Raw genomic sequence first — 12,724 nt, 5'->3', positions numbered from 1 at the left:
CCTGCCACCGACAGCGGAGCTACTCCGCGCTCTCCGCCCGGGTCGCCGCCGCCTGGAGGCTGCCGAGGACGCCCGAGGGGCTGCCGCCGGGCGCGACGGCCTTGCCGATCCGCCCCTTGACCTGGGAAGCCACGTCGGCCCAGGACGTCTTGCCGACCGGGTAGAGCTCGGAGGCCACCAGCTCCTCCAGGAACGGCCTGAGGTGCCGGTCCTCCTCGGACGCGGCCATGGTGCCCGACGCGGAGGAGGTGACCGGCAGCAGGTCGTACTCGCGGGAGAAGGCCAGCACGTTCTTCTCGCTGTAGACGAAGTCGAGGAAGTCGCCCACCTGGTCGCGGTGGCCGTTCTTGCGGAACGCCGTCATCCAGTCGGAGACGCCGAGCGTGGACCTGCTCGGGCCCTCGTGGCCCGGCGTGGGCACCATCCCGTACTTGACGCCGCCCTTGGCGGCGATCTTCATCAGCGACGGGTGGCCGTCGAGCATGCCGACCTCGCCCTTGGCGAAGGCGGCGAACGCCGCGGCCCGGTTGAGCTCGCCCGGCGCGACCGGACCGGTCAGGTCCTTGCCGACCAGGTCCTCCTTCAGCCAGGAGAAGGTGTCGATGTTCTGCGGGGAGTCGATGGCGTAGCTGTCGACGCTGTCGGTGTAGCCGCCCCCGCCGCTGAGCATCCACTGCATGGTCTCGGCCTGCGCCTCCTCCGGGCCGAGGGGCAGCGCGTACGGGTACTTCACGCCCTCCGCCTTGAGCGCCTCGGCGTCCTCGGCCAGGTCGTTCCAGGACTCGGGCGGGGTGATGCCGGCCTTGGCGAAGAGGGTCTTGTTGTAGAAGAGCACGCGGGTGGAGGCGGCGAACGGCATCCCGTACTGCACGCCCTTCACCTGGCCCGCGGAGGCCAGCTGCCCGACGAAGTCGGCCTGTACGGGTATGGAGAGCAGGTCGTCGGCCTTGTAGAGCTGGTTCTTCGCCGCGTAGTCGGCGTACGCGCCGATCTGCGCCATGTCCGGCGGGTCACCGGCGGCGACCATCTCCCGGACCTTGCGGTCGACGTCGTTCCAGGAGTACACGCTGACGTCGACCTCGACGTCGGGGTGGTCGGCCTCGTACTCCTCGGCGAGCTTGTCCCAGTACTTCTTCGAGCTGTTGGCCGCGTTGTCGCCGTAGTCGGCGGCGACCAGTTTCAGGGTCACGTCGGCCGAGCCGCCCGTGAGGCCGCAGCCGCCGAGGACCGCCGTCATGCCCAGTGCGGACACCACCGCGATCGTTCCTGCCATCCGCCGCTGCACCGCTGTTCTTCCCCAACCCCGGCGTCACCGCCGCCGAAACATTTCGTTATTCGGAACAAGGTCTACACCACGTGAGTGGACTAGACCTCTTGCGGGTGCCCGGGTCACACTGTTCCCGTGAGACATGTCATCGCCCTCGATGTGGGCGGCACCGGAATGAAGGCCGCTCTGGCCGGGCCGGGGGGCGAGGTGCTGCACCGGGCCCGCCGGGCCACCGGACGTGCCCAGGGGCCGGACGCCGTCGTCGCGGGCATCCTCGACTTCGCCGAAGAGCTGCACGCGTACGGCACCGAGCGCTTCGGCACGCCCGCGTCCGCCGCCGGCGTGGCCGTCCCCGGCATCGTCGACGAGGCCCGGGGCGTCGCCGCCTACGCCGCCAACCTCGGCTGGCGCGACGTCCCCCTGCGCGACCTGCTGGCGCAGCGGCTGGGCATCCCCGTGGCCCTCGGCCACGACGTGCGCACCGGCGGCCTCGCCGAGGGCCGGGTCGGCGCGGGCCGGGGCGCGGACCGGTTCCTGTTCGTGGCACTGGGCACCGGCATCGCGGGCGCCATCGGCGTCGACGGCCGGGTCGAGGCGGGCGCGCACGGCTTCGCGGGCGAGATCGGCCACATCGTCGTACGCCCCGGCGGGGCGCCCTGCCCGTGCGGACAGTACGGCTGCCTGGAGCGCTTCGCCTCGGCGGCGGCCGTGAGCGAGGCCTGGGCCGTCGCCTCGGGTGACCCGGGCGCGGACGCGGCGGACTGCGCGAGGGCGGTGGACTCCGGCGACCCGCGAGCCGAGGCGGTCTGGCAACAGGCGATCGACGCCCTGGCCGACGGCCTGGTCACGGCCCTGACCCTGCTGGACCCCCGCACCCTGATCATCGGTGGTGGCCTGGCGGAGGCCGGGGAGACCTTGTTCACGCCGTTGCGGGAGGCCATCCGGCAGCGCATCACCTTCCAGAAACAGCCGACGATCGTCCCCGCGGCGCTGGGCGACGGCGCCGGTTGCCTGGGGGCGGGCCTGCTGGCCTGGGATCTTCTGGCATCGACCGACCGTATGGAGGTAACGCCCTGATGACGGATGCCCCAGGGGCGCGGGGAACTGCGCGACCAACCACACACCACCCGCACCCCGCGACACCGGGAACCCCGACGGTCCTCACCGGCGCGGCGGTGGTACTCCCCACAGGAACCGTCGAAAACGGCCGGGTGAGCGTCGACGGCACCCGCATCGCCGCCACCGCCCCGGAAAACGCCCAGGTCATCGACGTAACGGGCCACTACGTCATCCCCGGCTTCGTCGACCTGCACAACCACGGCGGCGGCGGAGCCTCCTTCACCTCCGGCACGGTCGACGACATCCTCAAGGGCATCCACACCCACCGCCTGCACGGCACCACCACCCTGGTCGCCTCCACCGTCACCGGCGACATGGACTCCCTCACCCACCGCGCGGGCCTGCTGAGCGAACTCGCCGAGCAGGGCGAGATCGCGGGCATTCACTTCGAGGGCCCGTTCATCTCCCCCTGCCGCAAGGGCGCCCACTCCGAGGCCCTCCTGCGCGACCCGCACCCCGGGGACGTCCGCAAGCTGATCGACGCGGCCCGGGGCCGGGCCAGGATGCTCACACTGGCCACCGAACTCCCCGGCGGCCTGGACTCCGTACGCCTGCTCGCCGACCACGGCGTGATCGCGGCGATCGGCCACACGGACGCCACATACGAGCAGACGGTGGAGGCCATCGACGCGGGCGCCACCGTCGCCACCCACCTCTTCAACGCGATGCCGCCGCTCGGCCACCGCTCCCCCGGCCCGATCGCCGCGCTCCTGGAGGACGACCGGATCACGGTCGAGCTGATCAACGACGGCACGCACCTGCACCCCGCCGCACTGCAGCTGGCGTTCCACCGTGCGGGCGCGGACCGGGTCGCGTTCATCACGGACGCGATGGACGCGGCCGGTTTCGGCGACGGCCGCTACTGGCTGGGGCCGCTGGAGGTGGAGGTCGCGGACGGCGTGGCCCGGCTGGTGGAGGACGGCACGATCGCCGGCTCGACCCTCACCCAGGACCGCGCGTTCAAGCGGGCGGTCACGGTCGACGGCCTCTCCGTCCAGGACGCGGTGACGGCCCTGTCCGCCAACCCGGCCCGTCTGCTCGGCCTGGCCGACACGATCGGCTCATTGGAGCCCGGAAAACAGGCCGACCTGCTGATCCTCGACTCCGCGTACGAGTTGAAGGGTGTGATGCGGCGGGGCGAGTGGGTGGTCGGTCCCCAACTGGGCTGATCCGTCCCGCAGTCGGCAGACGGTGGCCGACTCCAGGACTGGGCCGACCGCCGTGTCTTTGGCATGATCGGGCTACCTGCACGTTCTTGTCGGCACGCACATCGGGGGAGGTCGGCCCGGTGATCCTCACGGTCACACTGAACACCGCTCTCGACATCACCTACCGCGTCCGGTCCCTCCGGCCGCACACCTCCCACCGCGTCTCCGAGGTGACGGAACGCCCCGGCGGCAAGGGCGTCAACGTCGCCCGGGTGCTGGCGGCGCTCGGGCACGAGGTGACGGTGACGGGATTCACGGGCGGGGCGACGGGCCGGGTCGTGCGGGAGGGACTCGCGGCGGTGCCGGGGGTCGTGGACGCGTTGGTCCCGGTCTCGGGTGCGACCCGCCGCACGGTCGCCGTCGTGGACGAACGCACCGGCGACACGACACAGCTGAACGAACCGGGCCCGACGATCACGCCCGCCGAGTGGTCCGCCTTCCAGGAGGCCTACGCGGACCTGCTCCCGTCCGTCTCCGCCGTGGCCCTGTGCGGCAGCCTGCCGCCGGGCGTCCCGGTGGGCGCGTACGCGGGCCTGGTCCGCACGGCCCGCTCCTTCTCGGTCCCGGTCCTGCTGGACACCAGCGGCGAGCCCCTGCGCCGGGGCGTCGCGGCCCGCCCGGACATCATCAAGCCGAACGCCGACGAACTGGCGGAACTCACGGGCTCCCACGACCCACTCCGCGCGACCCAGGACGCCCGCCGCCGTGGCGCCGGCGCGGTGGTCGCCTCCCTCGGCGCCGCAGGCCTGCTGGCAGTCACCCGAGAGGGCCGCTGGCGAGCCCTCCCGCCGACCTCCCTACGAGGCAACCCGACAGGCGCGGGCGATGCGGCGGTGGCAGGCCTGCTCTCAGGCCTGGTGGAACACCTCCCCTGGCCGCCCCGCCTCACCCGCGCGACGGCCCTGGCGGCGGCGACGGTGCAGTCACCGGTGGCCGGGGAGTTCGACCGGGGGGCGTACGAGGAGCTGCTGGGGCGGGTGACGGTCTCGGGAGAGGTCAGCGCGGCCTGAGCCGGTCAGTCCTTGACCTGGCCCGCCTTCAGCCACAGCTGGTCCAGGAGGACGTTGCACTTGTCGCCGTCCTCGCAGGACAGCGTGATCGTGTTGGTGCCCTTGTTGAGGGTCGGCCAGGCGTAGGTCTTCGTCCAGCCCTTGGCGAAGTCGCCGTCCTTGGCGTGGGTGAAGTTGCCCAGGTTGAGCTTGTTGCCGAACGGCTTGCCGTTGACGGTGAGGGTCATCTCCTGGTCCTCGTCCGCCGTGCTGTAGCGGGCGAAGACGGTGTACGCGCCGTCCTTGGGGACACCGTTGACGGTCCAGGTGACCGACGAGCCGACCTGGTTGAGGTTCCCGACGTAGATGCCGCCGTCGGACTGGGCGCCCTCGACGTCCTGGGCGAGGGTCGCACTGCCGCCCAGACGCAGGGACTTGGCGTCGGTCTTCGGAAGTTCCTCCTCCGAAGCCGCTCCACCCTGGCTCGCCGAAGGGCTCGGCTTCGAGTCCTGGGACTGGGTGGGCTTCGTGCCCACCTCGTCGGACGCGTCGTCCTTGTCCTTGTCGCCGCCCAGCATGGCCACACCGATGCCGACGACGACCGCGGCGACCACCGCGATCGCGCCGATCAGCAGGCCCTTGTGGTTCGGGCCGCGGCCACCCCGGCCACCGCCACCGGCCGGCATCTGCTGCTGTGCGGTCTGCGCACCGCCCGGCAGGGTCTCCGGCGCCGCGTAGTGCGCGTTCGGCCGGCTGTACGCGCCCTGCTGCTGCGGGACCTGTCCGTACGGCGTCGTCTGCGCGTTCTGCGTCTGCTGGCCATAGGGGCGCGTGCCGACCGCCCTGACCCGGTTGACCGAGTTCGGGTAGCCGTAGCCCCCGGACGGCGGCTGGGCTCCGTTGGCCTGCCCGTCGGCGTAGAGATAGCCGAACGGGTCGTCGTCCTCGGGCGTGCTCGCGCCGTTGTTGCCGGGCGTCATCCCTTGGTCTCCTCAGTCAGGTGCGGTGCATGCGGTACACGGGTGAGTTAGCGAGCCTACCCGCTCCCAGAGACCCAAACGGGTGACCCAGACCGCATCAACTCGCTGACCAGGGCTTCACCCGGCGCGTCTGTGTTGTTTGGGACGAGATCGTTTCTCGACGTACATCCGCTCGTCAGCGGATTTCAACACTTCGTCCGCCGTCATTCCACAGTGTGCCCATCCGATGCCGAAGCTGGCACCGACCCGGACGGCCCGCCCTTCGGCGCGGATGGGCTGGATGATCTCGTTGCGGAGGCGCACCGCCAGGTCCTGCGCATCGGCCCGGCCGAGCCCGTCGGCCAGGATGACGAATTCGTCACCCCCGAGCCGGGCGACCGTGTCACCGTCGCGGACGCCGTTGCTCAGCCGCCGGGCGACCTCGATGAGAACCGCGTCACCCGCGTTGTGCCCGAACCGGTCGTTGATCGACTTGAAGCCGTCGAGGTCGCAGAAGAGCACGGCGAGGCCCTTGGTGCCGTCGTCGTGACTCCCGTCCGGGGCGACGGTGTGCACGTGGTGGTCGTAGGCGTCGTACGGCTCGGCACCCTGCCGGAAGTCGAAGCCGGGTCCGACCACGTCGAAGTCGGGATGGCCGTAGGCCGCGTCGACGGACTCCACGGCGGTGTGCGGGGACGACGCGCGTTGACAGAGCCGGGACGACAGGCGCGAGCGCAGCTCTGCGGAGTTCGGCAGGCCGGTGAGCGAGTCGTGCGAGGCGCGGTGGGCGAGCTGGAGCTCACGGCGCTTGCGCTCCTCGATGTCCTCGACGTGGGTGAGGAGGAAGCGCGGGCCGTCGGCGGCGTCGGCGACCACGCTGTTGCGCAGGCTGACCCAGACGTACGTGCCGTCCCGGCGGCCGAGGCGCAGCTCCGCGCGTCCGCCCTCCGCCGAGGTGCGCAGCAGGGTGCCTATGTCCTCGGGGTGGACCAGGTCGGAGAAGGAGTAGCGGCGCATCGCGGAGGCGGGGCGGCCCAGCAGCCGGCACAGCGCGTCGTTGGTGCGCAGGATGCGGCCGTGCTGGTCGCCGCCCATCTCGGCGATGGCCATGCCGGACGGTGCGTACTCGAAGGCCTGCCGGAAGCTTTCCTCGCTCGCCCGCAGGGCCTGCTGCTCGCGCTCCAGGCGGACCAGCGCGCGCTGCATGTTGGCGCGAAGCCTGGCGTTGCTGATGGCGATGGCGGCCTGGAAGGCGTACATCTGGAGCGCCTCGCGGCCCCACGCTCCGGGCCGGCGGCCGTTGCGCGGCCGGTCCACGGAGAGCACTCCGATCAGTTCGCCGCCCGCCGCGCTGCCCTGCGGGCCCGGCGCGTACATGGGGGCGAAGAGGCGGTCGGCGGGGTGCCACTCGTCCTCGAAGCGGGGGGCGGGGCCGTCGGTGTACCACTGCGGGACGTCGTCGTCGTCGAGGACCCAGCCCTCGGTGTGCGGTATGAACACCAGGTCGCCCCAGTGCTCGCCCATGCCGAGGCGGCGCTCCCAGGACGTGCGCGAGCCGACCCGGCCGGTGATCAGGGCCTCGGCGGCGGGGTTCCCGGCGAACGCGGCGACGACGAGGTCGCCGTCCGGCCGGACGAGGTTCACGCACGCCAGCTCGTACCCGAGGGCGGTGACGACGCCCTCCGCGACGGTCTGCAGTGTGTCCGCCAGGCTGCGGGCCGTGTTCATGTCGGCCATGACCTGGTGCAGTTGTCGCAGGGACGCAAGACGGACGTAGGGCTCCGACTCGGTCTCCATGCTCGCCCTCCCCCCGATTACTCGCAGCGATTCAAGGGTTCTCGTCGGCGTACCGCCCTGGCAGCTTCCCCGCCACTGAATCACAGCGCGCTGCCCACTCGGTACACAGGGTCAACAATTCCTGCCCCTTGTGACTCAAGTCACATGCAAACCTGAACAATTGAGTGGAGTTTCTGCGTTTTCACTTCCGTCCACCGAACGCAAACTTTGTCAGGTTGCGCACATTTATCTCCCCGGTACCCGTCACACGACCGCGGATGTCAGCCGGTGGTCCTAGGACCGTGATCGGGCCGGAGTCCGATGCGGCGCCCGCGGGGCGGAGATTAGCGTTCCGGGTGTGCCGAACACTCCCGCCGCCACGTCCCCGGTCATTCCGTCGCCCGCCTCCGGGCATGCTGAGGGGGTGAGCAACGACGAGTTCCGCGCCGCCATGTCCCGGCTGGCCTCGGGCGTGGTCCTGGTGACCGCGCAGGAGCCGCCGCTCGACCCGGACGACCCCACGGCGCCGGGCGGCGAGGACGCGGGCATGACGGCGACGGCCTTCATGTCGGTGTCCCTGGACCCGCCCCTGGTGCTGGTGAGCCTGCGTGCGGGCTCCCGCATGGACGAGCTGCTGGAGGAACGGGACCTGTGGGCGGTGTCGGTCCTCTCCGAGAGCCAGCGGCACATCGCGGGCCGCTTCGCCATGAAGGGCCGCGTCAGCGACCGGCTGCTGTTCGCCGACATCCCTTACACCCGCGGCGAGTACACCGACGCCCCGCTCGTCGGCGGCGCCCTGGCCGTCCTGGAGTGCCGCACCGAGCAGCGCGTGCCCGCCGGTGACCACACGCTGGTGATCGGCCGTGTCCTGACCGCCCGGGTGCCGAGCGCGGACGGCGGCCCGCTGGCCTACTTCCGGGGCAGGTACCGCCAGTTGGGCTGAGCGGCCCCGGGCGGAACCTGCTGCAGAAACCATTGGCCGGGGCCGAGCCGCCCGCCTAGGGTGCGCGCATGTCGACACCCGGCCCGCGCCTCGAAGAGATCACCCCCGCGAACCTCGACGCCGCCCTGGGCATCCGCGTCCGCCCCGACCAGGAACACGCGGTCGCCCCCGTCGTGAAGTCCCTCGCCGAGGCCTACGTCCATCCCGGCGTGGCCTGGCCCCGCCTGATCGTCGACGGCGACCGCCCGGTCGGCTTCCTCATGGCCTTCCTCGACATCGACTGGTACGAGGACGGCAGCGCCCGGCGCTCGGGCCTGTGGCGGCTGAACATCGCGGCCGGGGAGCAGGGGCGGGGGTACGGCCGGTTCGCCGTCGAGTCCGTCGCCGCGGAACTGCGCCGACGCGGCACGAAGCAGCTCTACGTCACCTGGCACCCGGGGGACGACGGCCCCGGGGACTTCTACCTGGGGCTCGGATTCCGCACGAACGGCGAGACCAGCGGCGACCAGACGGTGGGCGTCCTGGACCTGTCCTGGGCGGAGTCCGCACCACCCGCCCGCCCCGCGACTCCGGGCGGGCGACGAGATATCGCGGACATGCCCAGGGGGTGTCCCGCTAGCCCCAGTTCCGCGCGGAGCGCCCCTGCTTCGTCTCCGAGCGCTGCTTCTTCTCCCGCAGCCGGCGCTCGTTGATGCCCCGGGGGATCCGGGTCGGCTTGCGGGGCTTGGGCGGGGGCGCGGTGGCCTCGGCCAGGAGCGCGGCGAGGCGTACGGCGGCGGCCTCGCGGTTGCGCCACTGGGAACGGTGCTCGGAGGAGCGTACGGTGACGACCCCGTCGACCAGGCGCCCGGCCAGCCGCTCCAGGGCCCGCTGCTTCCACACCGCGGGCAGTGCCTCGGTCTTCGCCAGGTCGAAGCTCAGCTCGACCTTCGAGTCGCTGGTGTTGACGTGCTGCCCACCCGGCCCCGACGACCGCGAGAAACGCCACATGAGCTCGGCCTCGGGCAGGGAGACGGAGCCGCGGATGACGTGGTGAGCGGACATGCCGTCCATGTTCCCGCTTCTGTCCCGTCCACGTCATCCCAATAACGGCGGGTAAAGAAAGTAAAGGACCTGGAACCTCGCGTACCCCTCTCCACGTTCATGGGGGTAGCTGTAGCTTCGGTGCCGCAGCTTCTTCGCCGCATGTAAACGAGGGAAGGGACTCCCAACAATGGCTGTAAGCCTGTCCAAGGGTGGCAACGTCTCGCTCACCAAGGAGGCTCCGGGCCTGACCGCCGTCACCGTGGGCCTCGGCTGGGACGTCCGCACCACCACCGGCACGGACTTCGACCTCGACGCCTCGGCGATCGCGGTCAACACGCAGGGCAAGGTCTACTCGGACGCCCACTTCGTCTTCTTCAACAACAAGCAGACGCCGGACAACTCCATCGTCCACACCGGCGACAACCGCACGGGCGAGGGCGCCGGCGACGACGAGGCGATCAACGTCAACCTCGCCGCCCTCCCTGCCGACATCGACAAGATCGTCTTCCCGGTGTCGATCTACGACGCCGAGAACCGCAGCCAGAACTTCGGCCAGGTCCGCAACGCCTACATCCGCATCGTCAACCAGGCCGGCGGCGCCGAGATCGCCCGCTACGACCTGTCGGAGGACGCGGCGACGGAGACGGCCATGGTCTTCGGCGAGCTCTACCGCAACGGCGCCGAGTGGAAGTTCCGCGCGGTCGGCCAGGGCTACGCCTCGGGCCTGGTCGGCATCGCCCAGGACTTCGGCGTGAACGTCTGACGGATGCCTGAGCGTTCCTCACGGAAGCCCCCAGGGCCGTACGACCGGGCCTGGGGACTTCCCCCAAGGGGCGCGGGGCTGTGCTGATCGGCGGCTCCGCCGCGGGGCGAGACAAGCCACGCCCCACCCGCACGGACGAACGCCCGAGCCCCCACGGCGACTGGATACCCGCGCGCCCGGGATACGTTCGCCACGTGATCCTCGACCCACTGCCCCCGGCCCCCTTGAGCGGTTCCCTCCTCGCGGAGCTGACCGCCCTCTACACCTCCAACCACGAGTTCCACACCCTGACCGGCGACTTCCCCGACCCGCACGACATCCGCCCCGAGCAGGTCGCCGCCGCCCTGGCACAGGAGCGGGAACACCCCGGCACCGAGATCCTGCTCGCCCGCAGCTTCGGCCGGCTCATCGGCATCGCCGTCACCCTCGCCCACCACCCCGACCCGGCCGACCCGGACCCCTGGATCGGCCTGCTGATGGTGGACGCGAGCCTGCACGGCCAGGGCCACGGGCGCCGCCTGGCCGCGCTCGTCGAGGACCGCTTCCGCGCGGCCGGCCGCAGCGCCGTGCGTCTGGCGGTCCTGGCGAACAACCCGAAGGCCCTGGCCTTCTGGACCGCCCTCGGCTACCAGGTCCTCGACCACCGTGAGGATCTGCAACACGGACGCCCCTGCGCGGTGTTGCGCAAGGAGCTGACCGCGTCGTAGCGCCCTCAGGGCCGCTCCGGCTTCCCCTCCCCGTACAGCCAGTCCTCCCAGACCCCCTCCAGGTCCGCTCCGGGCGCCCGCTTCTCGACATAGGCCGTGAAGTCGGCGGTGTCGGCGTTCCCGTACCGGTGCGTCGCCGCCCACTCCTCGAGGATCGGGAAGAACCGCTCGTCCCCGACGGCCTGCCGCACCTTCTGCAGCACCATCGCCCCCCGCCAGTACACCGGAGGGTCGGAGATCCGCTCGGCGCTCGGCGGGTCCGCCGGCGGGAACTGCCAGATCTCCTCCCCCGCCTCCTGCGTGTCGAAGTACGCGCCCGAATACACCGCCTCGAACGTCTCCTGCGCGCTCCGTCCGCCGTGGTCCTCCGACCACAGCCACTCCGCGTACGTCGCGAACCCCTCGTTGAGCCACATGTCCCGCCAGCTCGCGGGCGTGACGCAGTCGCCGTACCACTGGTGGGCGAACTCATGGACGAGGAACGTGATGTCGGGTGCGCCCGGGAAGACCGGCCGGCTCTGGGTCTCCAGGGCGTAGCCGACGAAGCCCGCGCTGTCGACGATCGCGCCGGTGGCCGAGAAGGGGTACGGGCCGAACCGCCGCTCCGACCACCGCAGCACCTCGGGAAGCCTGCCGAGCACGGGCCTGCTCGCCGCCGCCTCCGCCGGGTCGACGGCCGTGTACACGGGCAGGTCCCCGGCCCGGGAGCGGCTGATGTCGAAGCGGCCGATCGCGAGGGTGGCCAGGTAGCTCGCCATCGGCTCACCGGTGTGCCACACGAACGTCGTACGCCCGCGCGCGGTCGTCTCGCTGCGCAACTCCCCGTTGGAGACGGCCCGCAGCCCCTTCGGCACGGTCACCGCGAGGTCGTAGGCCGCCTTGTCGGAGGGGTGGTGGTTGCCGGGGAACCACGCCATCGACCCCGTCGGCTCCCCCAGCGCGAGCGCCCCGTCCGGGGTGCGCAGCCAGCCCTCCTCCGAACCGTCCGGGTCGGTGACGGTCTCGGGCGCTCCGGAGTAGCGGACGGTCACCCGGAACGTGTCGTCCCGGTCGATGTCGCCGTGCGGCCGGACGGTGAGCTCCTGCCCGGCACGGTTCCAGCGGGCGGTCTCGCGGCCGACGGTGATCCGCTCGACCTCCATGCCGAGCAGATCGAGGTTGAAGGCGGAGAGGTCCTTCGTCGCGCGGGCGGTCAGGGTGGCCGTGCCGGTGAGGTGGTGAGCGCCGGGGTCGTAGGCGAGGCGCAGGCCGTAGTGGGTGACGTCGTAGCCGCCGTTGCCGGCCTTCGGGAAGTAGGGGTCGCGGACGCCGGAGCCGCCCGGAGTGCCGTGCACCCCGCCGCCGCAGGCGGTGAGGGCGAGGGCGCAGACGAGCAGGGTGGCTGCGGGCAGCGTGGGGACGAGACGCACAGATCGGGCCACGTTCGTGATCCTACGGGCGCGTGACACCATCACCTCCGTGCTCGACATCGGCTACGCCCTTTCCAACCGCTTCCCCGACCCGCCGCAGACCGACTACCGCCGCGCGGACGTCCGGGCACTGCGGCACGACCTGTTCTGCGGGGACGTCTATCTGGCGGACACCAAGACGGACCACGAGGTGTCCACAGCCTGGGGATGGGTGCCGGTGCTCGACTTCGCGTGGGCGCTGTGCGACATCGTGGAGCGGATCGACCGGGATCCGGCGGGCTCCAGGGCGTCCCGGCCGCAGCGGGCGGAGCTGGACTTCACCGAGTCGACGGACCGCATGCTGTTCGAGCGCCGCTTCGGCTGGGTGGACATCGAGGCCGACTGGATGCGCGCGGAGGAGCCCGCTCTCACCGTCTCCCACAGCGAACTGCGCCGTGAGGCCCGGGACTTCCTGCACGACCTGATCGCCGACCTCACCGACCTGCACGACGACCTCGCGGAGAACCCGGCCCTCTGGACCCTCCAGGCCCGCTTCCCCCGCCTGCCGTAGCCGCGCCC

Annotated in this window: 12 protein-coding genes and 1 pseudogene; 8 read left to right on the top strand and 5 right to left on the bottom strand. The window is 71.6% G+C overall.

Going from position 1 to position 12,724, the window contains the following annotated elements; translation table 11 throughout:
* Positions 1–19: 19 nt before the first annotated feature.
* Positions 20–1,273: an ABC transporter substrate-binding protein gene (locus AB0B29_RS09435; RefSeq protein ID WP_362236165.1), complete on the bottom strand. Its 1,254-nt coding sequence runs from the start codon at positions 1,271–1,273 to the stop codon at positions 20–22.
* 129 nt (positions 1,274–1,402) lie between these two features.
* Here AB0B29_RS09435 and AB0B29_RS09430 point away from each other — a divergent pair, with 129 nt between their 5' ends.
* The 3 genes from AB0B29_RS09430 (at position 1,403) to AB0B29_RS09420 (ending at position 4,604) form a co-directional block, all read left to right on the top strand.
* Complete coding sequence (locus tag AB0B29_RS09430) at positions 1,403–2,344, top strand: ROK family protein (RefSeq protein WP_362236162.1); 942 nt, start codon at positions 1,403–1,405, stop codon at positions 2,342–2,344.
* Complete coding sequence (gene nagA / locus AB0B29_RS09425) at positions 2,344–3,555, top strand: N-acetylglucosamine-6-phosphate deacetylase (protein WP_362236160.1); 1,212 nt, start codon at positions 2,344–2,346, stop codon at positions 3,553–3,555. Before AB0B29_RS09430 ends, nagA begins: the two co-directional genes overlap by 1 nt.
* Before the next feature lie 119 nt (positions 3,556–3,674).
* Positions 3,675–4,604 carry a 1-phosphofructokinase family hexose kinase gene (locus AB0B29_RS09420; RefSeq protein WP_362236157.1) on the top strand — a complete coding sequence of 310 codons (930 nt, stop codon included), beginning with the start codon at positions 3,675–3,677 and terminating at the stop codon, positions 4,602–4,604.
* A gap of 5 nt (positions 4,605–4,609) precedes the next feature.
* Here the strand turns inward: AB0B29_RS09420 and AB0B29_RS09415 are convergent, their stop codons facing one another.
* Together AB0B29_RS09415 and cdgB are read right to left on the bottom strand one after the other, a co-directional pair.
* A complete protein-coding gene (locus AB0B29_RS09415; RefSeq protein WP_362236155.1) occupies positions 4,610–5,563 on the bottom strand; it encodes a carbohydrate-binding protein in 954 nt (317 codons plus the stop codon).
* 117 nt (positions 5,564–5,680) lie between these two features.
* Positions 5,681–7,339 carry a diguanylate cyclase CdgB gene (gene cdgB, locus AB0B29_RS09410; RefSeq protein WP_362236152.1) on the bottom strand — a complete coding sequence of 553 codons (1,659 nt, stop codon included), beginning with the start codon at positions 7,337–7,339 and terminating at the stop codon, positions 5,681–5,683.
* A gap of 337 nt (positions 7,340–7,676) precedes the next feature.
* Here cdgB and AB0B29_RS09405 point away from each other — a divergent pair, with 337 nt between their 5' ends.
* Entirely contained in the window at positions 7,677–8,261 is a 585-nt protein-coding gene (locus AB0B29_RS09405; protein ID WP_362236149.1) for a flavin reductase family protein, read from the top strand.
* Positions 8,262–8,329: 68 nt separating this feature from the next.
* Positions 8,330–8,791, top strand: a pseudogene (locus AB0B29_RS09400) (GNAT family N-acetyltransferase); the annotation flags it as partial.
* An 85-nt stretch (positions 8,792–8,876) separates the two neighbouring features.
* On the opposite strand, the gene arfB reads toward AB0B29_RS09400, so the two are convergent.
* A complete protein-coding gene (arfB, locus tag AB0B29_RS09395) occupies positions 8,877–9,314 on the bottom strand; it encodes an alternative ribosome rescue aminoacyl-tRNA hydrolase ArfB (protein WP_362236146.1) in 438 nt (145 codons plus the stop codon).
* 160 nt (positions 9,315–9,474) lie between these two features.
* On the opposite strand from arfB, the gene AB0B29_RS09390 reads away from it, so the two are divergent.
* Positions 9,475–10,050, top strand: a complete 576-nt coding sequence (locus AB0B29_RS09390) for a TerD family protein (protein WP_010035999.1) — start codon at positions 9,475–9,477, stop codon at positions 10,048–10,050.
* A 194-nt stretch (positions 10,051–10,244) separates the two neighbouring features.
* The gene (locus AB0B29_RS09385) at positions 10,245–10,757 is read left to right on the top strand and encodes a GNAT family N-acetyltransferase (protein ID WP_362236143.1); all 513 of its coding nucleotides are present in this window, start codon (positions 10,245–10,247) and stop codon (positions 10,755–10,757) included.
* 5 nt (positions 10,758–10,762) lie between these two features.
* Here AB0B29_RS09385 and AB0B29_RS09380 read toward each other — a convergent pair whose 3' ends face one another.
* Positions 10,763–12,208, bottom strand: a complete 1,446-nt coding sequence (locus AB0B29_RS09380) for a M1 family metallopeptidase (RefSeq protein WP_436845829.1) — start codon at positions 12,206–12,208, stop codon at positions 10,763–10,765.
* Between the two features lie 7 nt (positions 12,209–12,215).
* Here AB0B29_RS09380 and AB0B29_RS09375 point away from each other — a divergent pair, with 7 nt between their 5' ends.
* Positions 12,216–12,716, top strand: coding sequence for a hypothetical protein (locus AB0B29_RS09375; RefSeq protein ID WP_362236137.1), 501 nt, complete (start codon positions 12,216–12,218; stop codon positions 12,714–12,716).
* Positions 12,717–12,724: the final 8 nt, after the last annotated feature.

This window comes from Streptomyces tibetensis, assembly GCF_040647715.1.
GTDB lineage: Bacteria > Actinomycetota > Actinomycetes > Streptomycetales > Streptomycetaceae > Streptomyces > Streptomyces tibetensis_A.
This window is presented reverse-complemented; position numbering and strand designations above follow the sequence as displayed.

Excerpts from the sequence above, each read along its gene's own strand:
- AB0B29_RS09435 (WP_362236165.1), bottom strand. The coding sequence starts at position 1,273 with ATGGCAGGAACGATCGCGGTGGTGTCCGCACTGGGCATGACGGCGGTC.
- AB0B29_RS09390 (WP_010035999.1), top strand. The coding sequence starts at position 9,475 with ATGGCTGTAAGCCTGTCCAAGGGTGGCAACGTCTCGCTCACCAAGGAG.
- cdgB (WP_362236152.1), bottom strand. The coding sequence starts at position 7,339 with ATGGAGACCGAGTCGGAGCCCTACGTCCGTCTTGCGTCCCTGCGACAA.
- AB0B29_RS09415 (WP_362236155.1), bottom strand. The coding sequence starts at position 5,563 with ATGACGCCCGGCAACAACGGCGCGAGCACGCCCGAGGACGACGACCCG.
- arfB (WP_362236146.1), bottom strand. The coding sequence starts at position 9,314 with ATGGACGGCATGTCCGCTCACCACGTCATCCGCGGCTCCGTCTCCCTG.
- nagA (WP_362236160.1), top strand. The coding sequence starts at position 2,344 with ATGACGGATGCCCCAGGGGCGCGGGGAACTGCGCGACCAACCACACAC.
- AB0B29_RS09380 (WP_436845829.1), bottom strand. The coding sequence starts at position 12,208 with ATGGTGTCACGCGCCCGTAGGATCACGAACGTGGCCCGATCTGTGCGT.